We start from the raw sequence: 24,166 nt of genomic DNA, 5'->3' as shown, positions 1-24,166 counted from the left end.
ACCCATGGAATGTAGATGCTTTAAGTATTAGCCTCAATAAGACCAAAGTCTAAAACGCGACTCATCGGATCTCTTGTCCTATTCTCCATTTTTCCAGACATTAAATGTTTCAATTTACCGCTTAACCTTGAATATTAAATCTTAGACACTATGTATTAGAAAACCCTCGAAGCCTCTCAGCTACTGTGCTTAAAGGTTTTGAGATAACAAAAAAGATTCCGTTCGGAGAAAGGTAATGAAGCGAGTATTGTTATTCCTAGCAACCAACCTGGCCGTTGTGCTGGTGTTGAGCGTTGTTTTGAATATTGTGTATGCCGTCACAGGTATGCAGCCAGGCAGTTTGTCTGGTTTGCTGGTGATGGCTGCGGTGTTTGGTTTCGGCGGTGCATTCATTTCGCTTCTGATGTCGAAAGGAATGGCGCTGCGTTCAGTGGGCGGCGTTGTGATTGAAAACCCGCGCAATGAAATGGAACATTGGTTGATGCAAACCGTGAGCCGTCAGGCGCAACAGGCGGGCATCGGCATGCCAACGGTGGCAATTTATGAATCACCGGATATGAACGCGTTTGCGACGGGTGCGAAGCGTGATGATTCTCTGGTCGCGGTATCGACGGGTCTGCTTCATAACATGACGCGTGATGAAGCGGAAGCGGTGCTGGCGCACGAAGTCAGCCACATCGCAAACGGTGACATGGTCACGATGACGCTGATGCAAGGCGTGGTGAACACCTTCGTTATTTTCCTATCGCGTTTTATCGCGAATCTGGTTGCTTCGCGTGATTCTGAAGACGGCGAAGGCAGCAACATGATGGTGTACTTTGGTGTGTCGATGGTGCTGGAACTGGTATTCGGCTTCCTGGCAAGCTTCATCACCATGTGGTACAGCCGCAAGCGTGAGTTTCATGCTGATGCAGGCGCGGCGCAACTGGTCGGTAAACATAAGATGATTGCGGCGCTGGAACGTTTGAAAATGAGTTACGAACCACAACTGGAAGGTTCGATGATGGCGTTCGGTATCAATGGTAAACGCACCATGACTGAGCTGCTGATGAGCCACCCACCGCTCGATAAGCGAATTGCTGCACTGCGTAATTCGTAATGTGATTTTGATTAAAGCCAGCTTTCGAGCTGGCTTTTTTGTCTCTGCGATTTCTCTATCTCTTTCAAAGCGCGCGCTTTTTGTTGCTGCCGTTTCTGATCCATTTTGTACCTTCATGCGTAAACCTTTTTTACAAAAGTTATACAAAAAAAATTTTGTACAACTTTTCAATTTGCACTATCTTACAGTTAAGTTGTACGGAAATAATTTTTGTACAACCAATGCGAGGTCAGCTCATGGATGTACAAACCGTTGCGCGGTTCTATTCTCAGCTCAACAAACATAATCTGCACACGCTGCAGGATATTTACCATCAAGACATTGTGTTTGAAGATGCCGCTCATCGAATAGAGGGTTTTATCTCCCTGTCTGACTATTTCGCTAACCTCTATCAAAACGTGGATCGGTGCGACTTTACTATTCATGAACAGCATCAAAGTCAAAGCAACGCCTTCCTGACCTGGACTATGCATCTGCAACATCCAAAGCTCGGCAACGGGAAACTGGTGAATGTGCAGGGCGTCAGCCACCTTCGTTTTCAGGACGGCAAAGTGATTTATCACCGTGACTATTTTGATTTGGGCGAAATGTTGTACGAGCAATTGCCGCTCCTTGGCAGCGTGATTCGTTCAATCAAGCGGAGGCTTGGCCAATGAGTGGCGTACTTATCACCGGAGCAACGTCCGGCATTGGCCGACAGTTGGCACAAGACTATGCGCGACTCGGCTGGCAGGTCATTGCCTGTGGGCGAAACGAACAGGTATTGAGTGAATTGAGCGCGTTGTACGCTTCGATTAAACCACTGCAATTTGATTTAACCGACCTCGATGCAACGCACACCGTACTCAACTCATTACCCTTTATTCCGACGCTGTGGATTTTGAATGCCGGCGATTGCGAATATATCGATGACGGTGAAATGGATGCCAGACTCATGGCGCGAGTGATGCAGATTAATGTGCTGGGTTTGGCCAACGCCATTGAGGCCATTCAGCCTCACTTGTCTAAAGGTCATCGCGTCGCTTTGGTCGGGTCAATCGCCAGTGAACTGGCATTGCCGCGCGCAGAAGCTTACGGCGCCTCGAAAGCCGCGGTGGCGTATTTGGCGCGCACCCTGCGACTCGATTGGGCCAGCAAAGGCATTAATGTCACGTGCGTGTTCCCTGGTTTTGTCGCTACGCCGCTGACACAGAAAAATACCTTTGAGATGCCGATGATCATTTCGGTGGAACGTGCATCTCACGCGATTCGCCACGGCTTAGAGAAGGGCGTGGCGAATCTCTATTTTCCGGCTCGTTTTACCTGGGTCGTTCGTATGTTGGGCATGTTGCCCTATACCTGGCAGTACCAAATTGTTAGCCGGCTTTTTCGCACACAGAAGGATAACTCATGAAAATTGCGATTATCGGAACGGGAATTTCAGGGCTGACTTGCGGCTACTATCTGCATCAGCAGCACGACATTACTCTGTTTGAGGCCAACGACTACATCGGCGGCCACACCGCAACGGTCGATGTGGATGTCAAAGGGCAGCGCTATTCTGTTGATACCGGATTCATTGTGTACAACGATCGAACCTATCCGAATTTCATCCGCATGATGAACGAAATCGGTGTAAAAGGCTTACCGACGCAGATGAGTTTTAGCGTACGCAACGATTCGAATGGATTGGAATACAACGGCCATACACTCGCAACGCTGTTTGCGCAGAAACGCAACCTGCTGAAACCGAGCTTCTATCGCTTTATCGGCGAGATTCTTCGCTTCAATAAACTGGCCAAAGCCGAAGCGGATAATGCGCAGCAGAACTTGCAAACCTTAGGGCAATTCCTCTCCTATCACCGGTTTACGGACTATTTTTGCCACAATTATATTCTGCCGATGGGCGCAGCGATTTGGTCTTCATCACTCGCCGATATGCGCGCTTTCCCGCTTATGTTCTTCCTGCGCTTCTTCGTCAACCACGGTCTTCTGGAAGTCACCGACCGGCCACAGTGGTACGTGATTGAAGGAGGTTCACGCGCTTATATCGAACCACTGACGAAGGGATTTGCGGAACGCATTCGCCTCAACACTCCGGTTAAGCGGGTTACACGCTCACTGTTTGGTGTGGATGTTGAAACTTCACATGGCATTGAAACGTTCGATGAAGTGATTTTCGCCTGTCACAGTGATCAGGCACTGGCCATGCTCGATGACCCAAGTCAGAGCGAAACAGCGGTTCTGTCGTCGATGGCTTATCAGGCTAACGAGGTGGTGTTACACACAGACAGCCGCTTGCTGCCAAAACGTAAAGCGGCGTGGGCATCGTGGAACTATTGGCTGAACGGGCAAAATGGTGAAGAAATCAAATTGCCATCGCTAACCTACAATATGAACATTTTGCAGCACATTGAAAGCGACGAAACGTTCTGTGTCACGCTCAACAGTAGCGAAAGCATCGATCCTGACAAAATTCTGCGCCGCTTTATCTATCACCATCCCGTGTTTACTGAGCAGTCGATTCGTGCCCAGCAACGCAAAGCAGAAGTCAGTGGTGTTAATCACACCTGGTTTTGTGGGGCTTACTGGCATAACGGTTTTCATGAAGACGGTGTGAAAAGTGCGTTGGATGTGGTTACGCAATTGCAGTCCAAGGCTGCGCGGGTCGATAAGGGCGCAGCATGAGCACCAGAAATGCCGACTTGGCAAACAGCGCGTTGATGGTGGGTCATGTTCGCCATCGCCGCTTTACGCCAGTTGAACATGCGCTGAACTACCCGCTGTTTATGCCGAATATTGATTTGGACGAATGGCCAGTGTTGCAAAAACGGGTGTGGGGTTTGGGCGAGCGCTGGTGGCATTGGGCACGCTTTCGCCGCGAGGATTATCTTGGTACTGGTGGTTTGAAAACTGCGGTTCAGGACAAAGTGTTTGAGCTGACCGGCGAGCAGATAAGGGGCAGGGTGCAAGCTGTGGTGCACCTGCGCTATCTTGGCCTCTATTTCAGTCCGGTAAATTTCTACTATCTTTATGATCAGCAAGGCGTTTGGCGCTACCTGCTTGCAGAGGTCAGCAACACGCCCTGGAATGAGCGACATTATTACGCCGTTCCGGCAGAACGCGGTGATCTGGGGGAAAACTGGACGCACGACAAAGCCTTTCATGTGTCGCCGTTTAACCCGGTTGAGCAGATTTATCAATGGAAGCTTAAACCGCTGTCTGATGCGTTGATGGTGCACCTTGAGTGCCATCGGGATCAAAAGGAATTTGATGCCACGCTGGCTTTAAAAGCGCAGCCTTTTACCACAAAAGCTCTGATTACATTGCTGATCCGAACGCCGATGATGACGGTAAAAGTGTTGACCGGGATTTATTGGCACGCTCTGAAATTGTGGATAAAAGGCGCGCCATTCTATTCGCATCCCAAGTATCGCCAGCATGAGGCAGATAAGAATAACAAGGAGAATTCTCAATGCTAAATTCGTCTTCACTAGAAATGCCCAAATCAATGACGGCGTTACAGAAAGGTGCGCGCTCCGTGGCACTGAAGTCGCTACAGTTGATTAAGATTGGCAGTTTGACGTTAGAAGAGGCGTATGAAGGCCATGATGTGACGGTCGAACATTTTGGTTTCGCTCATGAAGGTCAGCCTCAGGCTCATATTCGGGTTACTCATCCGGGATTCTACGGCCGTGTCCTGAAAGGCGGCAGTATCGCCGCTGCCGAGGCGTACATGGATGATTGGTGGGACAGCCCGAATTTAACCGCAGTGACAGAGCTTATGGCCCGCAACCTGAGCGCGCTGGATCAGTTGGAAGCGCAAAGCAGTTTTGTAACTCGTGCGATGAACAAAGTGGGTCATTGGCTAAAACGCAACTCCATTGTGCGTGCCAAGCAAAACATCGAAGCCCACTACGACTTAGGCAACGACCTGTATCAGACGTTTCTTGACGAACGCATGCTCTATTCCAGCGCCTTATATCTCAGTACTAGCGATTCCCTGGAGCAGGCGCAGATTCAGAAGATGGACCGTTTGTGTCAGCAATTGCAGCTCACTGAGAATGATCACGTGATTGAAATTGGCACTGGCTGGGGCGCGATGGCGATTTACATGGCGCAACACTATGGGTGCAAGGTAACCACAACGACCATCTCTGAGGAGCAGTTCGCCTATGCAGACGCGGAAATCGCTCGCCTGGGTCTGGAGGATCAAATCACGTTATTGAAGCAGGATTATCGTCTACTGGAGGGGCAGTTCGATAAACTGGTTTCCATTGAGATGATTGAAGCGGTCGGCAAAGCGTATCTTCAATCCTACATTGAGAAATGTCAGTCGTTGTTGAAACCGGGTGGCCTGATGGCGATTCAGGCGATCACGATTGCTGATCAACGCTACGATTACTACAGCAACAACGTCGACTTCATTCAGAAATACATTTTCCCCGGCGGCTTTTTACCGTCGATTACTGTGCTGACGCAAATGGCAACTCGCCACACAGACTTCATCGTTCGCGATGTGTTTGATATTGGTATGGATTACGCCAAAACACTGGCCGACTGGCGTTTGCGTTTCGAAGCCGCGTTAAACACCGTGCAAGCGCTGGGCTACGATGAGCGTTTTGTCCGTATGTGGCGTTACTACTTGTGTTATTGCGAAGGCGGCTTTAATGCCCGCACCATCAGCACCATCCATATGACGTTGCAACGAGGTCAATAATGCATCGCTTCCTGCTGATTTCGCTGTGGTTTGAGTTCATCTGGCTATTGGCAGTATTGGGGCAGGAGCGGTTGCAATGGATAACGATCGGTGTTGTCACGGCCACGATGGCCTTTACCGCATTGCGGCTACCCATTGCCCTTGAGCGGGTGATTCTGATTGCCACTTTAGGCATTGCGTTGGATTACGCAAATCTGTATGTCGGGCTGTTTTCTTTTACTTTTCTGCACCTTCCGATTTGGTTGATGGGATTGTGGTTTGCCTTTGCCTGGTTTGCCAGTTTTGCCGTTCCGGCAGTGAGCCATTTGCCTAAATTTTTCGTATCAATCGTTACTGCATCAGGTGGCGCGTTAAGTTATTGGGCCGGTTATCGTTTTGGTGCAGTGCAATTTGAGCTGTCTGTTTTTTGGTCAGTGTTGGCACTGTTCTTGGAATGGTTTGTGTTGTCTTTATTACTGATGAAGGTATTTAGGAATGAAAACGCCACTCGTAACCGCTCAACTCTACCTGATGGCCGTCCTATGGACCGCCACCGCTAACAGTGCTGAAATCAATGGGAAGCCTTCGGCGCAATGGACGGATTGGCCTGTTGTCGGTCAGGCTACCTTGTCTTGGTTCTGGCTCGATATCTACTCGTCACAACTGCGTACACCTGATGGACACTATCAGCAAGACAGCGATGTGACCCCGCATCCGGTGGCACTGGAGATCCGATATTTGCGCGACATCAGTCGTGAGCAACTGCTGGAAGCGACACAAGATCAATGGCACAAGCTTGGGTATAACGAATCCAGCAGTGACCAATGGTTAGACGCACTGACCAGCATGATTCCTGATGTGAAAGCGGGAGAGCGCTTAGTCTACGTATCGGACGGACTCAGCGGACAAATGTATTATTTCACCCAGCAGGGGCAGCAACGTTTGCTCGGCTCGGTGGCGGATGAGCAGATGAACGATGCATTCTTGTCCATCTGGTTGTCACCCAAAACCGAATACCCGAAATTGCGTAATCAGTTAATAGGAATGAATCGATGAGACACTCTTTGAAAGCGTGGTCGCTGGTTTTTATGATACTTCTTGCTGGCTGTTCGGCGGAGTTGAAAGATTACCAGACCAGTCAGCCTGCGTTTGATCTGTTTGGTTATTTTCGCGGTGAAACCCGCGCCTGGGGTATGGTGCAGGATTACAGTGACAAACAGACCCGACGATTTCAGGTGGTGATTCAGGGCAACGTCTCCAGCGATACACTCACCTTAATCGAAGATTTCGTATTTGATGATGGCGAAGAGAGCCAGCGAGTGTGGACCATTACTCGAACTGGTGATGGGCACTATCAAGGTACAGCGGATGATGTGATTGGTGTTGCGACAGGACAGGAGATTGGCAACGCGCTGCAATGGCAATACGATTTCCTGCTCAAAACGGATGACAGCGCAGTGACGGTCAGTTTTGATGATTGGCTGTTCCGCCAGGACGACAAGCGTTTATTTAATGTCACCACCATTCGCAAATTTGGTCTGGAAGTGGGTAAAGTGACGCTGTTTTTTGAAAAGGATTAAACGCGAGATATCAGTTGCACGTTTAACATTTGCCGCAAACAAAAAGGGAGCCTAGGCTCCCTTTTTAATTTTTGTTGCTTTCGCCGCTAAGGCATTACAGCTGATCAGTCAGCTCAATGGCGTAACCGATGTAGCTCGCTGGCGTCATCTCTTTCAGACGTGCTTTCTCGTCTTCAGGCAGTTCCAGACCGTCGATGAAGTTACGCATCGCTTCGCCGTCGACACGTTTACCACGAGTCAGCTCTTTTAGCTTCTCATAAGGCTTTTCAATGCCGTAACGACGCATCACAGTTTGTACTGGCTCAGCCAGAACTTCCCAGTTTTTGTCCAGTTCAGCCAGCAGAGCGTCACGGTTCACTTCCAGCTTGCTGATGCCTTTGAGCGTTGAAGTGTAAGCGATGATCGCGTAGCCAACACCCACACCCAGGTTACGGAGTACGGTTGAATCCGTCAGGTCACGCTGCCAGCGAGAGATAGGCAGTTTCTGCGCCAGGTGACCAAAGACTGCGTTTGCCAGACCAAGGTTGCCTTCAGAGTTTTCGAAGTCAATCGGGTTCACTTTGTGCGGCATGGTTGAAGAACCGATTTCGCCTGCAATGGTTTTTTGCTTGAAGTGGCCCAGTGCGATGTAGCCCCAAACGTCACGGTCAAAGTCGATCAGAATGGTGTTGAAACGCGCCACGGCATCAAACAGCTCTGCGATGTAATCGTGAGGTTCGATCTGAGTGGTGTATGGGTTCCAAGTTACGCCCAGAGATTCAGTGACAAACTCTTCGCTGAATTTGTGCCAATCAACCGTTGGGTAGGCAGACAGGTGTGCGTTGTAGTTACCTACGGCGCCGTTGATTTTCGCCAGAATCTCAACGTTTTCGATTTGCTTGTATTGACGTTCCATGCGGTAGGCAACGTTTGCCATTTCTTTACCCATGGTCGATGGCGACGCAGGCTGACCGTGTGTACGAGACAACAGTGGAATATCGCGGTATTCCACAGCCAGTGCTTTGATCGCATCGATCAGGTTGCGGATTTCTGGCAGAATCACAGTTTCACGCGCTTCCTTCAGCATCAGAGCATGAGACGTGTTGTTGATGTCTTCAGATGTACAAGCAAAGTGAATGAATTCGTTTACCGCGTGAAGTTCTGGCATGCCAGCAACTTTCTCTTTCAGGAAGTACTCAACCGCTTTTACGTCGTGGTTAGTGGTACGTTCGATTTCTTTGATGCGCAGCGCGTCTTCTTCACTGAAGTTAGCGGCGATATCGTCCAGGAACTGGTTTGCTTCTGCACTGAATGCTGGTACTTCCTTGATCGCGTCGGTGGCAGCTAATTTTTGCAGCCAACGGATTTCAACGATAGAGCGGTACTTTAGTAGGCCAAACTCGCTAAAGATGCTGCGTAGTGCAATTGTCTTACTTCCGTAACGGCCGTCTACTGGTGAAACAGCAGTCAATGCTGACAGTTCCATGGTGTTCTCCTGAATTGAGTTTCTAAATTTCGTGTGCTTTATACCAATAACAGTGGCAATTGTCACGAATATTGCGCAAACGTTTGCGCTAAAGTTATTGTGGTCAAAAATATGTCTGAGGCGCAAAAAAGTAGCTCGCGATAGATCGCGAGCTTACGAGGACTTGATTACAGTCTGGCTAACAGGATTTTTGCCTGTTCAATCATCTTCTTGCGCCCGAAAATCAAATGACGTCGTTTACCACCCACTTGTCGCCACAATACGGCGCAGCGAATACCGGATAGCAGCAGTGCACGCACTTTTTGCTGATTCGCCGTTTGTTGCAGTACCGCTGGGGTACCCGTTACCTGAATACGTGGGCCAATAGGGCTAATCACATCCAGATAAACGCTGGCTAGGTTGCTGATCATTTGATCTTCCAGCAAGTCGAAATGCTCGACCTGACGTTCAATCATCTGAATACGATCGCCGAGCTGCGACATCGCGTCACGGCGGCTCGTTAGTTTACGTTCTAAAGCCATCAGACTGATGATGTAGCGAGTCACTTCGCTGCCAGCAGGTGTACTGTCGATGCCATTGACCAGACATTCGAGGCCGACTTTCAGGTTGGCCTCGCTACCGAATACGTTCAGCGTATTCGATGGGTTCGTCGACAGAATAGCTTTAAGTGAAGTTTCAAACGCGTCTGAATCACAGTAACCGTTTTTCGCCACTTGCTGAACCAGAGCGACAGCCTGGCAGATCCCGGCGAAAGCGATGGTACGGTCATAATTTGTGTTAGCCACGTATATACTCCTAAGGTTGACTAGCGGAATGAACTAAGACAGTCGTTCTTCAATAATGCCGCCGCCAAGACACACTTCGCCTTGATAGAATACGGCAGACTGACCCGGGGTAACCGCCACTTGTGGCTCGTCAAACATCACTTTGATGGTGTTGTCATCGACTGGGATGACTGTACACGGGATGTCCGTTTGACGATAACGTGTTTTCACGGTGCAACGAGTTGGCTCTGTGATTGGGGTGCGGTCTACCCAATGCAATTGAGAGGCGATAAGACCATTTGATTTCAACAATGGATGATCCGCGCCCTGAACAGCAATCAGCACGTTACGTTTCAGATCTTTATCGGCTACGTACCAAGGCTCTTCAGAGCCATCTTTGGTGCCACCGATGTGCAAACCTTTCCGCTGACCCAGCGTGTGATACATCAAGCCCTGATGCTCACCAATCACTTTACCTTCAGGCGTTTCGATTTTACCCGGTTGCGCTGGCAAATAGCGAGACAAGAAATCGGTAAATTTGCGCTCACCGATGAAACAGATACCGGTCGAATCTTTCTTCTTCGCGGTGATAAGTCCTTGTTCTTCCGCGATGCGGCGAACTTCAGGCTTTTCCAATTCTCCCACTGGGAACAGGCTGCGATCAACTTGCTCGTGGCTTAGTGTATAAAGGAAGTAGCTCTGATCTTTGTTGCTGTCGAGGCCACGCAACATTTGCGGCTTTTCACCGTTTTGCGGGAAGGTGCGACGCACATAATGACCCATCGCAATGTAGTCTGCATCGAGCACTTCATCAGCAAATTCAAGGAAGGCTTTGAACTTAATTTCTTTGTTACAAAGGATGTCCGGGTTTGGCGTACGACCTGCTTTGTACTCAGCCAGGAAATACTCGAACACGTTGTCCCAGTATTCCGCTGCAAAGTTGATGGTATGCAGATGAATACCCAGTTTGTCACAGACTGCCTGAGCATCCGCCAAATCTTCCGCCGCTGTACAGTATTCTTCGTTGTCATCTTCTTCCCAGTTCTTCATGAACAGGCCTTCAACCTGATAACCCTGCTGTTGAAGAAGATAAGCTGAAACGGATGAATCAACGCCACCTGACATACCGACTATGACTTTCTTTTGGCTGTTTGCGTTGCGGTTCTCTGACATGACTAAACACCACTTGATTAACTAGGAGGCAGATTCTAACAGAAAGATTTTTTTGAGGACAGATCCGCGACCGCAATCACACTTCCTTGCGATGCTATTTGATGCTCTTTCCGCCAGTAGCGAAACGCTGCGCAAAATGCCCGAAGGGCAGGGGATAAATATTTATCGCTTTCCAGCGACAAATATCGCTGGGCAATTCGCCAATATAAACATAGCTGCAGAATGTAATCGTTCTTATTTATGGCGTTGATAAAAATATCCACGTTGCAATCGTTTGCTATAATTGTGTGAGTTGCCGCCTTATAGGGTGCGAGGTAGAATCGCGCATCCTTTCATTCCCAAGCCCAAACTGACGTTATGAAATTTCCTGGCCAACGCAAATCCAAGCATTATTTCCCTGTTCACGCGCGCGATCCTCTTGTGATTCAAGCACAAGAAAGCAAAAAAATGTCGCGCACTCATATTATTGGTATCGACCAGACTCTGGTGGATATTGAAGCGAAAGTCGATACTGACTTGATTGAGCGTTATGGTCTGAGCAAAGGACACTCGCTGGTAATCAGCGATGAAGCGGCTGAAGCACTGTACAATGAGTTGAAGTCTGAACAGCTGATTACTAATGAATATGCGGGTGGCACTATCGGTAACACACTTCATAACTATTCTGTACTGGCTGATGATCGTTCGACCTTATTAGGCGTAATGAGTCAGGATATTAAAATCGGCAGTTATGGTTACCGTTATCTGTGTAATACCTCCAGCCGCATGGATTTGAATTACCTGCAGGGTGTCGATGGCGCTATTGGTCGTTGTTTCGCTCTGATTACCGAAGATGGTGAGCGCACGTTTGCGATCAGTGAAGGTCAGATGAACCAGCTGAGCCCGGAAAATATTCCTGAGAAGATTTTCAAAAGTGCTTCAGCGTTGGTAATTACCGCCTATTTGGTGCGTTGTAAAGAAGGCGATCCGATGCCGGAAGCCACTATGCGCGCCATTGAGTACGCGAAAAAATACGACGTTCCTGTGGTACTGACGCTGGGGACTAAGTTCGTGATTCAGGACGATCCTAAATTCTGGCAGGATTTCCTACGTGACCACGTGACGGTTGTCGCGATGAACGAAGATGAAGCGGAAGCTCTGACGGGCGAGCGCGATCCTCTGGCGGCGTCAGATAAAGCGTTGGACTGGGTTGACCTTGTTCTGTGTACCGCAGGTCCGGTTGGCCTGTTTATGGCGGGTTACACCGAGGATTCAGCGAAACGTGAAACCTCTCTGCCTTTATTGCCTGGCTCGATTCCAGAATTCAACCGCTATGAGTTCAGCCGTCCTGCCAGCAAAATCAGCTGCATTAATCCTGTTCGTATTTATTCTCATATTTCTCCTTATATGGGTGGTCCGGAGAAAATTAAAAACACCAATGGTGCCGGTGATGCCGCTTTGTCTGCTCTACTGCACGATATGGCAGCAAATAAATACCATAAAGAAAATGTTCCGAATTCAAGCAAACACCAGCATGAATTCTTAACCTATTCTTCATTTTCTCAGGTTTGTAAATATTCAAATCGCGTGAGTTATGAGGTGTTGGTTCAACATTCGCCACGTTTATCCCGTGGACTGCCAGAGCGTGAAGATAGTTTGGAAGAAGCGTACTGGGAACGCTAATTCTTTGTTTAAGAAAATGCCACCGTTAACGGTGGCGTTTTTTTATCTGCAGTTTGCTGATGAGTAATTAGAGAACGACGTTCTCATTCTAAAAGTAAAAGCGCCGAATTTTTTAGACAACAATGACTTAAAATGTCAGAAAAATCTGAAAGGGGGATAAGACCTTTCTGATTATATGCAACCAATTATAGTCAGTAAGTTTAATATAACGTTTGGTCTGCTGAGATAATCGTATTATATCAAAAATAAAAAAAGCTCCGTGAAGGAGCTTTTTTACTTGGAGCTAAGAGCACAAAGGCTTAGAGAGCGAACTCTTCCAGTGATTTACCTTCGTCCAGAGCTTTCTGGATAACAGAAGGTGTACGGCCTTGACCTGTCCAGGTCTTTTCTACGCCGTTGTCCATGTATTTGTATTTCGCTGGACGAGGAGCGCGTTTGCCTTTTGCTTTAGTTTTTGTTTCACCAGCAAGAGCAGTAATTAACGCGTCAACATCAATGCCGTCTTTTGCAATTTGTTCTGCAATTGCTGCCAGTTTCGCTTCCTGAGCTTCGCGTTCTGCGCGTTCTTCTTCTTCAGATTCTTTACGCTCTTGAACAACGATAGTTAATTTATCCAAAGCTTCTTCTAGCTGCTCCAGAGTCAATTCGCGTGCATAAGCGCGCAGGCTGCGAATATTCAATAGAGTTTTCGTAACTTCCGACATTACCGTTTCCTATGAAATAAAATAATTAACAGTTCAATACTAAACCTAGGAATTTATTCTGGCAACATTGAATACAGAATATTAAGCAAAATATCTGTCAAAACTTAAATGCGCGACATTCACTATTATTGTGCAATCCATTCATCCATAAGTTAATTAAGGTTTTAGCGCCAATTTCAGTTAAATAGATGGGTGTTTTTTCTTTCATTATATATATGCAAAGTGATATCCATTGCATAGCGATATGAAATGAGTATCAATGGATGTAAGTTCAATGTGACATTGTGTGGGCGAATTAAAATAACAGGATATGTTGCATTGACAATCTTGATAAGTACAATAGCGCCCACCTAATGGGAAGTACGACGTGAGATTCGGTTAATTTGTATTAACTGCCACTTATTGTCCTACTTTCGATGTAGAGGCGCGGTATCGAATAGTACTCATGGTTGGGGTGATGCCAATGAACCATGATGAAAGGTTTTATCGCCGAAGTCAGTTCGCACATCAAAGCGGCTGGCTGGGGTTGTCAGCGAATAGGGGCAACACTGCCATAGTCTATATTGTTGTTAAACTATGGAGCGCTACTGTAGGGTTGGGTGAAGTGTTCGCTTCCCTTTCGCTTAGTTCAACATAAATTGCGTGCAGCGTTGCGTGGTTTGTCTGCAGTAGATCTCTAGCCATTTATTACTGGTTTTTGAAGATCATGAATGTAATTGATTTTGCTTCCTCTCCACTATCTTTACTTCCGCCGCTGGTGGCTCTTAGCCTGGCTATAGTTACCCGCAAAGTATTGGTATCTCTCGGTGTAGGTATTTTATTAGGTGCGTTACTTCTTGCTGACTACTCTGTCGGTGGGGCATTGAGCTATGTCGGTTCTAAAGTATCGAGTGTCTTTGTTGAAGACGGCGGTCTGAATACTTGGAACATGAGTATTGTTGGCTTCCTGCTTCTGCTGGGTATGATGACGGCGTTGCTGACACTCTCTGGCGGCACTCGTGCGTTCGCTGAGTGGGCTCAGGTTCGAGTGAAAAGTAAACGAGGCTCTAAACTTCTGGCCGCTTTCCTGGGCGTGTTCATTTTTGTTGATGACTACTTTAACAGCCTGGCCGTAGGTTCTATTGCTCGTCCGGTTACTGACCGCTTTTACGTGTCTCGCGCTAAACTGGCGTATATTCTGGATTCGACCGCAGCGCCAATGTGTGTGGTGATGCCAGCATCAAGTTGGGGCGCCTACATTATGACCATCATCGGTGGCATTCTGGTGTCACACGGTATCACTGATTATTCACCACTGGGTGCGTACATGCGTCTGGTACCGATGAACTTCTACGCGATCTTCGCTCTGTTGATGGTATTCGCGGTGGTCTGGTTCAAGATGGACATCGGCCCAATGCGTCAACATGAAATTAATGCGTCTCAGGGCCGTGGTTTCGACAGTGACGATGATAGTGACTCTCAAGCGGCTCACGATCTCAATGAAGAGCTGGATATCCGCGAAAGCGAGCACGGTAAAGTGTCTGATCTGATCCTGCCTATCGTTCTGCTGATCATCGCTACTATTGGCGCGATGCTCTTCACGGGGGGTCAATCACTGGCCAGCGATGGTATAGCGTTCAACGTGCTGGGCGCATTTGAAAATACCGATGTGGGCACTTCACTGATTTACGGTGGCCTGGTTGGTCTGGCTGTGGCTTTGTATACAGTTCTGAAGCAGCGTATTGGTTTGGGTGAAATCGCGAAAACACTGTGGATCGGTGCGAAATCGATGTTCGGTGCGATTCTGATTCTGATTTTCGCCTGGACAATCGGTTCTGTTATCGGCGATATGAAAACCGGCGCTTACCTTTCATCCATGGTGCAAGGCAACATCAACCCACACTGGTTGCCAGTGATTCTTTTTGCTCTGTCGGGCATCATGGCGTTCTCGACCGGCACTTCTTGGGGCACATTCGGCATCATGCTGCCGATTGCAGGGGATATGGCTGGTGCTACCGATGTAGCTCTGATGCTGCCAATGCTGAGTGCTGTGCTGGCAGGTTCGGTATTTGGTGACCACTGTTCACCAATTTCAGATACCACGATTCTGTCTTCAACTGGTGCACGTTGTAATCACATCGATCACGTATCAACGCAGCTTCCTTACTCTTTGGCGGTAGCTGGTGTTTCTGCGGTAGGTTTCGTGGTGCTGGGTATGACGGCGTCAGTGATGTTGTCGTTTTCCGCAGCGAGCGCAGCCTTCATCGCGGTATGTTTTGTTTTTGTCAGTCTGTCAAAAGCGAAAATGACCAGTTGCGAAACGGCTTAATCGTCGAATTCCAAATAAAAAACTCCGCCCAGGCGGAGTTTTTTATTTCTGCAGATTGTACTTTTTCAAAAGCCGGTAAAGAGTGGTGCGAGATATTCCCATATAGCGGGCTGCGGCACTCATATTGTGTTTATGATCGCTGATGACCTGCAATAAATAGTCGGAATCAATCGTATCGGAAGCGGGCAGCATTTGACGGTCGATAATTTCTAATCCCAAATCCGCAATAGTGATGTTCTTATCACCACACATAATGATCGCTCTTTGGATCACGTTGCGCAGTTCCCGCACATTGCCCGGCCAAGAGTGGCGGCTGAGATAATCCAGTACCGGTTTGGTCAGGTGTTTTTTCTTACCATCGCTTAACACATTGAGGAAATACTGAGCGTAGCCGGTGATATCGACTTTGCGCTCACGCAATGGGGGAATAAAGAGCGGCAAAATATTGAGGCGATAATATAAATCTTCCCGGAATCCGCCTTGAATAATGTCTTGCTTCAAATCTACATGGCTGGCCGCAATAATGCGGCAATTGACCACTACGCTGCTGTCTGAGCCCAAACGCTGCATCTTTTTGGACTCAAGAAAGTGCAGCAGATGAATTTGCAAGTCCGGTGGCATATCACCAATCTCATCGAGAAATAGTGTGCCGTTGTGCGAGCGTTGGATGTAACCAATATGGTCAGAAATAGCGCCAGTAAATGCGCCTTTTTGGTGGCCAAACAGTTCAGATGCAATCAGACCGCTGGCGATGGATCCGCAGTTCACTTCAATGAATGGGTGATCACGCCGCGCAGAGAGTTTGTGTATCAGTTTGGCACACAGGCCTTTGCCCACACCGGTTTCACCTTGGATAAGGACTTCAGTGTCACTGTTGGCGTATTTCAAAATCTTGTTGCGCACATCTGCCATGCTGGAGCTCTCGCCGATCAGTTCCAGCGTGTTGTAAGCTGCGGCACACAATGAATCTACATGAGCACTCACTTCACGATACCAAGGTAAAATGACCTCTTTAAACTTAGCGTAACTTAAGGTCTAGACCGTGTCTTACATTTAAGAAACCACAAAGGCTTACTCATCTTTATGTGATGTGGTGCATATCTTTGTCAGTGACTTGCGCTCAAATATCACTTTTTGATGAAATTGAGGAAGTGGCCGCTAAGAAAATCGGATGAGTTCCGTACTAATACTTTACTCGTTTCTTCGGGTTGGTGATGGAGACCGCTTCGGTGTGGATTCATCAGGTGAAAAAAATATAAATTAGCGGTTGCAAATTATCTCCAGCTTGGTTAGTGTTGAAAGCAATCCAGTTAACCAACCCAAAGTTGTTAAGTATGCGTAATTTTGTAATGAACATTCATCATCACCATCATCCCTAAGTTGTCTTTCGGGAGATGTACGCATACCCGGGAGGCAGGACGCTCCCGGTGGTTACATGAAAATATTTACAGATTTCAGACCCTCGGGAGACCAATCTCTCGAGGGTTTTTTACTATTTGGCTTTTATAAATCTTAAATAAATTCAACAAGTTATTAAGGAAGAATGTAATGCAAACACAACGCCTAAGAATCGCAATTCAAAAGAAAGGTCGCCTGAGCAAAGAGTGTCAGGAACTGCTGAAAAAATGTGGTGTGAAATTCAATATCATGGGTGAGCGCCTGGTCGTGCACTCACTAAATATGCCGATTGACCTGTTGCTGGTTCGTGATGACGATATTCCGGGCCTGATCATGGACGGTGTTGTGGATTTAGGTTTCGTGGGTGAAAACGTACTGGAAGAAACCCGTCTTGATCGTAAGGCTCTCAACCAGCCGAGTGAATTTGTTTCTTTGCGTCGTATGGATTTCGGAGGCTGTCGCCTGTCTATCGCCATCGATAAAGAACTGCCATACAACAGTCCACAAGATCTGCGTGGCAAACGCATCGCAACCACCTATCCGCAACTGCTAAAAGCCTACATGGATGAGCAGGGCATTGACTTCACTACTTGTATGCTAACCGGTTCGGTGGAAGTGGCACCACGTGCTGGCCTGGCTGACGCTATTGCTGACCTGGTTTCTACCGGCGCAACTCTGGAAGCGAACGGCCTGAAAGAAGTGGAAGTCATTTACCAGTCTAAAGCGGTTCTGATTCAGCGCAGCGGTGATTTCGCGGCTGATAAAGTTGAACTGATTGAAAAGCTGCTGGCTCGTATGCAGGGCGTTCAACAAGCAAAAGAATCGAAGTACATCATGCTGCATGCTCCGGTCGATAAACTGGCGCAAGTGAAATCCCTGTTGCCGGGTGCTGAAGATCCAACCGTTCTGCCTCTTTCTGCTGATAAAACCAAGGTGGCCGTGCACATGGTGAGCTCAGAGAATCTATTCTGGGAAACGATGGAACAGCTGAAAGCATTAGGCGCAAGTTCTATTCTTGTTCTACCAATCGAAAAGATTATGGAGTAATCGCGATGAGAACTGTTGTTTGGCAATCGTTGAGTGAGACTCAGCAAGATTCCATTCTGGAGCGTCCTGCCATTGCAGAAGGTGCCAATATTACTGCTGCCGTTTCTGAAGTGATCGCGAAGGTGCGTGCAGAAGGCGACTCTGCGCTGCTGGAGCTGACTGCAAAGTTTGACCGTGTGACACCAGAATCGATTCGTGTCACTCAAGACGAAATTGACGCAGCGTCTGAACGTCTTAGCGACGAGATGAAACAGGCACTGGAGCAGGCTTACACCAATATCGCAAAGTTCCATAAAGCACAGAAACCGCAACCAATTAAGGTCGAAACCATGCCGGGTGTGGTGTGTGAGCAAGTGACACGCGCCATCAATAAAGTGGGCCTTTATATTCCGGGTGGCAGCGCACCACTGCCGTCAACAGTATTGATGTTGGGTGTTCCGGCGCAAATTGCGGGTTGTCGTAAAGTGGTGCTGTGTTCACCGCCGCCGATTGCCGACGAAATTCTGTATGTAGCGAAGCTGTGTAAGATTGATGAAGTCTATAACGTTGGCGGCGGCCAGGCGATTGCGGCCATGGCTTACGGCACCGAAACCGTGGCTAAAGTCGATAAGATTTTTGGCCCGGGTAACGCGTATGTCACCGAAGCTAAGCGTCAGGTGAGCAACGATTTCCGTGGTGCGGCGATTGATATGCCAGCAGGTCCGTCAGAAGTATTGGTTATTGCTGACGATACCGCAGATCCAGATTTTATCGCTGCTGATTTGCTCAGCCAGGCAGAACACGGCCCAGATTCTCAAGTTGTGTTAGTGACGCCATCACCAGTCGTTGCCGACAAAGTGACCGACGCAGTGCAAAAGCAACTGAAAGAACTATCACGTTCCGGTATCGCTGAAAAAGCGCTGGCATCAAGCTTAATCATCATTGCTGAGTCACTGACTCAAGCGGTATCGATTTCAAACTTCTATGGGCCGGAACACCTGATTGTTCAGACCAAAAATCCACGTGAGTTAGTGCCACTGCTCGACAATGCTGGTTCTATTTTCCTGGGTGACTGGTCGCCAGAGTCGGTTGGCGATTACGCATCAGGTACCAACCACGTACTGCCAACCTACGGTTATACCCGTACGTACTCAAGCTTGGGCTTGGCAGACTTCAGTAAACGAATGACAGTGCAAGAGCTGAGTGCAGAGGGTCTGCAAACTCTGGCTCCGACCGTTGTGGCAATGGCAAATGCGGAAGGTCTGGATGCACACAAACGTGCCGTGACCATTCGAGTAGAAAAGTTACAGAAGGCTTAATCATCATGGAAAAACTCGCACGTAAACAAGTTCAGGCATTGACCCCGTATCTGTCTGCACGCCGCATTGGTGGTAGTGGTGATGTATGGCTGAATGCCAATGAATCACCATTTGATAACGAGTACAAAACGGATTTTGCCCGCCTCAACCGTTACAGCGATTGCCAACCTAAAGCCTTGATTCAGGCTTATGCCAATTACGCTGGTGTAAAACCAGAACAGGTTCTGACTTCGCGTGGTGCTGATGAAGGCATCGAATTGCTGATTCGTGCCTTTTGTGAACCGAATGAAGATGCGATTTTATTCTGTCCGCCGACATACGGTATGTACGCCATCAGTGCCGAAACCTTTGGTGTAGAACGCAAGAAAGTACCGCTTACCCAAGACTGGCAACTTGATCTGCCAACTATCGAAGCCAATCTGGACAACGTGAAATTGGTGTTTGTGTGCAGCCCGAATAACCCAACCGGAAATCTGGTGAAGCGCGAAGACATCATCTCATTATTAAAGATGACCAAAGGCCGCGCGATTGTGGTGATGGATGAAGCGTATATCGACTTCTGCCCGGAAGCGTCCACCGTTGACTTACTGGCTGAGTACTCGAATCTGGCGATTCTGCGCACATTGTCGAAAGCATTTGCGCTGGCCGGGCTACGTTGTGGTTTCACGCTGGCAAACGCTGAACTTATCAACGTTTTGCTGAAAGTGATTGCCCCTTACCCAGTGCCGGTGCCTGTGGCGGATATCGCGGTGCAGGCGCTGTCTGAAGCCGGGCTGGCACGTGCCAAATTCCAGGTGCTGGATTTGAATGCCAACCGTGCTTACCTGCAGGTTGGCTTGCAGATGATTGACGGTGTCCAGGTATTTGAAGGCTGGGGCAACTATTTACTGGTGAAATTCCCGGATGGCGACGCGCTGTTTAAAGCAGCATGGGAACACGGCATCATCTTGCGCAATTCACCGATTGAAAATTGTGTGCGCATTTCGGTGGGTAACCGTGAAGAGTGTGAGAAAACGGTCGCGTTTATTCGCAACTACTACCAGTAATTAAAAGTTATGACAGGCAGCGGGTATCGCTGCTGTAAGAAAAGGACATTCCCGTGAGCAATCAACAGAAAATTCTTTTTATCGACCGTGATGGCACCTTAATTGTTGAGCCACCTGTCGATTTTCAGGTCGACCGTTTAGACAAACTCAAACTCGAACCGTATGTGATTCCGAGTCTGCTGACTCTTCAGGACGCGGGGTACCGTCTGGTCATGGTGACCAATCAGGACGGATTGGGGACTGACAACTACCCTCAAGAAGATTTCGATGCGCCACACAATATGATGATGGAGATTTTCGAATCTCAGGGCGTTAAATTTGATGACGTGCTGATCTGCCCACACTTTGAAAAAGACAACTGTTCATGCCGTAAACCAAAATTGGGCATGGTGAAAGAGTACCTGCAAGGCGGCAAAGTTGATTTCAAACAATCAGTAGTGATTGGCGATCGAATGACCGATCTGCAATTGGCAGAGAATATGGCGATTCGCGGTATTCAATATAATCCGCAAACCATGGGCTGGCGCGAGATTGTGAAAGACCTGACCGTCAAAGCGCGCACAGCCGAAGTGGTCCGTAAAACCAAAGAGACCGACATTCTGGTTGCGGTGAATTTGGATGAAACCGGTGGCAATCAAATCGAGACAGGCTTGGGTTTCTTCGACCACATGCTGGATCAAATTGCGACCCACGGTGGCTTCCAACTCAAACTGAAAGTAGTGGGCGACTTACACATCGACGATCACCATACGGTAGAAGACACCGCATTGGCTCTGGGTCAGGCACTGAAAGAGGCTCTGGGTGACAAACGTGGCATTGGTCGCTTTGGTTTCACCCTGCCAATGGATGAATGTTTGGCGCAATGCGCACTGGACTTATCGGGTCGCCCGTATCTTAAATTCGACGCAGATTTCAGCCGCCCACAGGTTGGCGATTTGTCGACGGAAATGGTGTATCACTTTTTCCGCTCTTTAACCGACACCTTGGCGTGTACGCTACATCTGTCGTCGGCGGGCGAGAACGATCACCACATCATCGAAAGCTTGTTTAAAGCCTTTGGCCGCACGCTGCGCCAGGCGATTCAGGTGCAGGGTAATGAACTGCCGAGCAGTAAAGGGGTGCTGTGATGAGCCAGAAAGTTGTCATTATTGATACCGGTTGTGCCAACGTCTCTTCGGTGAAGTTTGCCATTGAACGTTTGGGCTACGACGTGTCGATTTCGAAAGACCCAGAGGTCGTGCTCGCGGCAGACAAATTGTTCCTTCCCGGCGTCGGTACGGCCAGCGAAGCGATGAAAAACCTAGAGCAACGTAATCTGATCGAGCTGGTCAAGAAAGTTGAAAAGCCGATGCTTGGGATTTGCCTTGGCATGCAGCTGATGGGGAAATTATCGGAAGAAAAAGGCCAGAAAGCCGATGAGATTGTCGATTGTCTTGGTCTTGTCAGTGGCGAGGTCCGCCTGATGCAAACGGGCGATTTGCCACTGCCGCACATGGGTTGGAATACCGTCTCGGCCAACGCTGGAAATCCGCTGTTCAAAGGCATCGAAGAGGGCGAGTACTTTTACTTCGTCCACAGCTTTGCCATGCCCGTCGGCGATTACACCATTGCGCAATGTGAGTACGGTCAGCCCTTCAGTGCCGCGATTCAAAACGGCAACTACTACGGTGTGCAGTTTCACCCGGAGCGCTCTTCAAGAGCAGGCTCTAAGCTGATTCAAAACTTTCTGGAACTGTAAGGATTGACGTCTGACGACAATGTCGTTAGGCAGGAATAAGGATTTAGAATGATCATTCCCGCATTAGATTTAATTGAAGGTCAGGTCGTTCGCCTTTATCAAGGCGACTACGGCCAAGTGACCGAATACAAAGTAGACCCGGCAGAGCAGTTCAACCTGTATCACCAAGCGGGTGCAAACTGGCTGCACTTGGTGGATTTAACCGGCGCGAAAGACACCTCAGCGCGCCAGCTGGACTTAATTGCCAAACTCTTGGCGAGTACGCCAGCCAATATTCAAATCGGCGGCGGTGTGCGCAGCGAACAAGATGTGATTGACCTGCTGGAAGCGGGCGCGCAACGGGTGGTCGTGGGTTCTACCGCGGTCAAACAGCCGGAGTTGGTGAAAGGCTGGATGAGCAAATATGGCGCGGAGAAAATCGTGCTGGCTCTCGACATCAACATCGACGACAACGGCGTGCGCAAAGTTGCCATCTCCGGTTGGCAGGAAGATTCAGGCGTGACGATTGAAGCGCTGATCGAGAACTACCTGACCGTTGGGCTAAAACATGTCCTGTGCACCGATATTTCACGCGACGGCACGTTGGCTGGTTCAAATGTGGGCTTGTACGTCGACTTGTGCAAGCAGTACCCACAGGTGCAATTCCAGTCATCCGGTGGCATTGGCAGCTTAGCCGATATCGAAGCGTTGAAAGACACTGGTGTCGCAGGCGTGATCGTTGGCCGCGCGCTGCTGGATGGCAAATTCACCGCTGAGGAGGCATTCGCATGTTGGCAAAACGCATAATTCCATGTCTTGATGTCCGTGATGGACAGGTGGTGAAAGGCGTTCAGTTTCGCAACCACGAAATCATCGGTGACATCGTACCGCTGGCAAAACGTTACGCAGAAGAAGGCGCCGATGAACTGGTGTTTTACGATATCACCGCATCAAGTGATGGCCGAGTGGTGGATAAAAGCTGGGTGGCACGCGTTGCAGAAGTGATTGATATTCCGTTCTGTGTTGCGGGTGGCATTAAATCCGCAGATGACGCGGCGCGCATTCTGGAGTTTGGTGCCGACAAAGTTTCCATCAACTCACCCGCGCTGGCCAATCCGCAGCTGATCACCGATTTAGCGGATAAATTTGGCGTTCAATGTATCGTCGTCGGCATCGATTCCTATTACGACAAAGAGACGGGCAAGTATCAGGTTTACCAGTTTACCGGTGATGAAGCGCGCACTAAAGCCACCCAATGGGAAACCAAAGATTGGGTGCAAGAAGTACAAAAGCGTGGTGCAGGTGAAATCGTGCTGAATATGATGAACCAAGATGGCGTGCGAAATGGCTACGATTTAGAGCAGCTCAATATGGTGCGTGCAGTTTGTAAAGTGCCGCTGATTGCTTCGGGCGGCGCGGGCGCGATGGAACACTTTGCGGACGCGTTCAAGTTGGCGAATGTCGACGGCGCTCTAGCGGCATCGGTATTTCACAAGCAAATCATTAATATCGGTGAACTCAAACACTATCTAAAACAACAACAGATCGAGGTAAGACTATGAGCCAAGCAGTGATGACAGAGCTCTCAGACCGCATTAACTGGGACAAGGTCGATGGTCTGGTGCCGGCGATCGTTCAAGATTTTGCATCCAGCCAGGTGCTGATGATGGGCTACATGAACCAAGAGGCGCTGGCGAAAACAATAGAAACCAATCAGGTGACATTTTTCTCCCGTACCAAGCAGCGCCTTTGGACCAAAGGTGAGACGTCGGGTAATGTGCTTGAACTCAAGAACATTGCACTTGATTGCGACCAAGATACTCTGCTGGTCAAAGTGAAGCCGATTGGCCCGACGTGCCACACTGGCACAACGACGTGTTGGGATGGTGACGCGCAAGAGGAGTCACAAATGGTGTGGCTTCATCAACTTGAGCAGCTACTGGCTGCCCGCAAGAGTGCCGACCCAGAATCCTCTTACACCGCTAGCCTTTATGCGCGTGGCACCAAACGCATTTCGCAGAAAGTGGGTGAAGAAGGCGTTGAAGTCGCGCTTGCGGCGACGTCGGGCGATAAGGCGGAGCTGATTTGTGAATCGGCAGACTTGATATATCACCTGCTGGTATTGCTACAAGACCAAGGGCTTGCCATGAACGATGTGATTAACAAGCTCAAAGAGCGTCACAAGTAATAAAGAAAAACGCCCCTGATTGGGGCGTTTTTTATGGGA

Annotated in this window: 24 protein-coding genes, 1 riboswitch and 1 other annotated feature; of the genes, 19 read left to right on the top strand and 5 right to left on the bottom strand. The window is 48.7% G+C overall.

What is annotated here, in order from left to right; all coding sequences use genetic code 11:
• Nucleotides 1-235 precede the first annotated feature (235 nt).
• From htpX to JIG40_RS03410, 9 genes are all read left to right on the top strand, one after another.
• Nucleotides 236-1,099 carry a protease HtpX gene (htpX, locus tag JIG40_RS03450; protein ID WP_020330189.1) on the top strand — a complete coding sequence of 288 codons (864 nt, stop codon included), beginning with the start codon at nt 236-238 and terminating at the stop codon, nt 1,097-1,099.
• 236 nt (nt 1,100-1,335) lie between these two features.
• Nucleotides 1,336-1,755: a nuclear transport factor 2 family protein gene (locus JIG40_RS03445; protein ID WP_020330190.1), complete on the top strand. Its 420-nt coding sequence runs from the start codon at nt 1,336-1,338 to the stop codon at nt 1,753-1,755.
• Nucleotides 1,752-2,492, top strand: coding sequence for an SDR family oxidoreductase (locus tag JIG40_RS03440; RefSeq protein ID WP_199464759.1), 741 nt, complete (start codon nt 1,752-1,754; stop codon nt 2,490-2,492). Before JIG40_RS03445 ends, JIG40_RS03440 begins: the two co-directional genes overlap by 4 nt.
• Complete coding sequence (locus JIG40_RS03435; RefSeq protein WP_199464758.1) at nt 2,489-3,766, top strand: NAD(P)/FAD-dependent oxidoreductase; 1,278 nt, start codon at nt 2,489-2,491, stop codon at nt 3,764-3,766. The genes JIG40_RS03440 and JIG40_RS03435 overlap by 4 nt, the downstream gene beginning before the upstream one ends.
• Nucleotides 3,763-4,560, top strand: a complete 798-nt coding sequence (locus JIG40_RS03430; RefSeq protein ID WP_199464757.1) for a DUF1365 family protein — start codon at nt 3,763-3,765, stop codon at nt 4,558-4,560. Before JIG40_RS03435 ends, JIG40_RS03430 begins: the two co-directional genes overlap by 4 nt.
• Entirely contained in the window at nt 4,554-5,798 is a 1,245-nt protein-coding gene (locus tag JIG40_RS03425; protein WP_199464756.1) for a cyclopropane-fatty-acyl-phospholipid synthase family protein, read from the top strand. The genes JIG40_RS03430 and JIG40_RS03425 overlap by 7 nt, the downstream gene beginning before the upstream one ends.
• A complete protein-coding gene (locus JIG40_RS03420) occupies nt 5,798-6,337 on the top strand; it encodes a DUF2878 domain-containing protein (protein ID WP_199464755.1) in 540 nt (179 codons plus the stop codon). Before JIG40_RS03425 ends, JIG40_RS03420 begins: the two co-directional genes overlap by 1 nt.
• Nucleotides 6,309-6,833, top strand: a complete 525-nt coding sequence (locus tag JIG40_RS03415; protein WP_230600328.1) for a chalcone isomerase family protein — start codon at nt 6,309-6,311, stop codon at nt 6,831-6,833. The genes JIG40_RS03420 and JIG40_RS03415 overlap by 29 nt, the downstream gene beginning before the upstream one ends.
• Complete coding sequence (locus JIG40_RS03410) at nt 6,830-7,357, top strand: DUF3833 domain-containing protein (protein WP_199464754.1); 528 nt, start codon at nt 6,830-6,832, stop codon at nt 7,355-7,357. The genes JIG40_RS03415 and JIG40_RS03410 overlap by 4 nt, the downstream gene beginning before the upstream one ends.
• Nucleotides 7,358-7,451: 94 nt before the next feature.
• Here JIG40_RS03410 and purB read toward each other — a convergent pair whose 3' ends face one another.
• The 3 genes from purB to mnmA all read right to left on the bottom strand — a co-directional run bounded on the left by purB (nt 7,452) and on the right by mnmA (nt 10,759).
• The gene (purB, locus tag JIG40_RS03405; protein ID WP_032079875.1) at nt 7,452-8,822 is read right to left on the bottom strand and encodes an adenylosuccinate lyase; all 1,371 of its coding nucleotides are present in this window, start codon (nt 8,820-8,822) and stop codon (nt 7,452-7,454) included.
• A gap of 167 nt (nt 8,823-8,989) precedes the next feature.
• A complete protein-coding gene (gene hflD / locus JIG40_RS03400) occupies nt 8,990-9,607 on the bottom strand; it encodes a high frequency lysogenization protein HflD (protein WP_032079874.1) in 618 nt (205 codons plus the stop codon).
• 33 nt (nt 9,608-9,640) lie between these two features.
• The gene (gene mnmA / locus JIG40_RS03395) at nt 9,641-10,759 is read right to left on the bottom strand and encodes a tRNA 2-thiouridine(34) synthase MnmA (RefSeq protein ID WP_020330200.1); all 1,119 of its coding nucleotides are present in this window, start codon (nt 10,757-10,759) and stop codon (nt 9,641-9,643) included.
• A 357-nt stretch (nt 10,760-11,116) separates the two neighbouring features.
• Here mnmA and JIG40_RS03390 point away from each other — a divergent pair, with 357 nt between their 5' ends.
• Entirely contained in the window at nt 11,117-12,421 is a 1,305-nt protein-coding gene (locus tag JIG40_RS03390) for an inosine/guanosine kinase (protein WP_020330202.1), read from the top strand.
• Nucleotides 12,422-12,720: 299 nt separating this feature from the next.
• Here JIG40_RS03390 and JIG40_RS03385 read toward each other — a convergent pair whose 3' ends face one another.
• Entirely contained in the window at nt 12,721-13,125 is a 405-nt protein-coding gene (locus JIG40_RS03385; RefSeq protein WP_020330203.1) for an H-NS family nucleoid-associated regulatory protein, read from the bottom strand.
• A 411-nt stretch (nt 13,126-13,536) separates the two neighbouring features.
• Nucleotides 13,537-13,720: riboswitch (Lysine riboswitch) on the top strand.
• A 111-nt stretch (nt 13,721-13,831) separates the two neighbouring features.
• Between JIG40_RS03385 and JIG40_RS03380 the strand changes: the two genes are divergently transcribed.
• The gene (locus JIG40_RS03380; protein WP_158150828.1) at nt 13,832-15,433 is read left to right on the top strand and encodes a Na+/H+ antiporter NhaC family protein; all 1,602 of its coding nucleotides are present in this window, start codon (nt 13,832-13,834) and stop codon (nt 15,431-15,433) included.
• A gap of 42 nt (nt 15,434-15,475) precedes the next feature.
• On the opposite strand, the gene JIG40_RS03375 is transcribed toward JIG40_RS03380, so the two are convergent.
• Entirely contained in the window at nt 15,476-16,417 is a 942-nt protein-coding gene (locus JIG40_RS03375; RefSeq protein ID WP_199464753.1) for a sigma-54 dependent transcriptional regulator, read from the bottom strand.
• Nucleotides 16,418-16,790: 373 nt separating this feature from the next.
• Nucleotides 16,791-16,927 (top strand) — a sequence feature (His leader region).
• 54 nt (nt 16,928-16,981) lie between these two features.
• Between JIG40_RS03375 and hisG the strand changes: the two genes are divergently transcribed.
• From hisG to hisIE, 8 genes are read left to right on the top strand one after another with little or no spacing between them, the layout of a single operon-like run.
• Nucleotides 16,982-17,878 (top strand): ATP phosphoribosyltransferase, encoded by an 897-nt coding sequence (gene hisG / locus JIG40_RS03370; RefSeq protein ID WP_020330206.1) that lies wholly within the window; start codon nt 16,982-16,984, stop codon nt 17,876-17,878.
• A gap of 5 nt (nt 17,879-17,883) precedes the next feature.
• The gene (hisD, locus tag JIG40_RS03365) at nt 17,884-19,176 is read left to right on the top strand and encodes a histidinol dehydrogenase (RefSeq protein ID WP_154184296.1); all 1,293 of its coding nucleotides are present in this window, start codon (nt 17,884-17,886) and stop codon (nt 19,174-19,176) included.
• A 5-nt stretch (nt 19,177-19,181) separates the two neighbouring features.
• On the top strand, nt 19,182-20,222 hold the full coding sequence (gene hisC / locus JIG40_RS03360; protein WP_199464752.1) for a histidinol-phosphate transaminase: 1,041 nt from the start codon (nt 19,182-19,184) through the stop codon (nt 20,220-20,222).
• Between the two features lie 53 nt (nt 20,223-20,275).
• Nucleotides 20,276-21,349 (top strand): bifunctional histidinol-phosphatase/imidazoleglycerol-phosphate dehydratase HisB, encoded by a 1,074-nt coding sequence (gene hisB / locus JIG40_RS03355; RefSeq protein WP_199464751.1) that lies wholly within the window; start codon nt 20,276-20,278, stop codon nt 21,347-21,349.
• The gene (gene hisH, locus JIG40_RS03350) at nt 21,349-21,960 is read left to right on the top strand and encodes an imidazole glycerol phosphate synthase subunit HisH (protein WP_020330210.1); all 612 of its coding nucleotides are present in this window, start codon (nt 21,349-21,351) and stop codon (nt 21,958-21,960) included. Before hisB ends, hisH begins: the two co-directional genes overlap by 1 nt.
• 48 nt (nt 21,961-22,008) lie before the next feature.
• Complete coding sequence (gene hisA / locus JIG40_RS03345) at nt 22,009-22,746, top strand: 1-(5-phosphoribosyl)-5-[(5-phosphoribosylamino)methylideneamino]imidazole-4-carboxamide isomerase (protein ID WP_158147380.1); 738 nt, start codon at nt 22,009-22,011, stop codon at nt 22,744-22,746.
• Nucleotides 22,728-23,501, top strand: a complete 774-nt coding sequence (gene hisF, locus JIG40_RS03340) for an imidazole glycerol phosphate synthase subunit HisF (protein ID WP_032080251.1) — start codon at nt 22,728-22,730, stop codon at nt 23,499-23,501. Before hisA ends, hisF begins: the two co-directional genes overlap by 19 nt.
• Nucleotides 23,498-24,127, top strand: a complete 630-nt coding sequence (gene hisIE / locus JIG40_RS03335; protein WP_199464750.1) for a bifunctional phosphoribosyl-AMP cyclohydrolase/phosphoribosyl-ATP diphosphatase HisIE — start codon at nt 23,498-23,500, stop codon at nt 24,125-24,127. The genes hisF and hisIE overlap by 4 nt, the downstream gene beginning before the upstream one ends.
• Nucleotides 24,128-24,166 lie beyond the last annotated feature (39 nt).

The sequence above is a fragment of the Vibrio sp. bablab_jr001 genome, assembly GCF_016464285.1.
GTDB lineage: Bacteria > Pseudomonadota > Gammaproteobacteria > Enterobacterales > Vibrionaceae > Vibrio > Vibrio fluvialis.
Note: the sequence above shows the minus strand (reverse complement) of the source record. Positions and strands in the feature narration are given on the sequence as shown.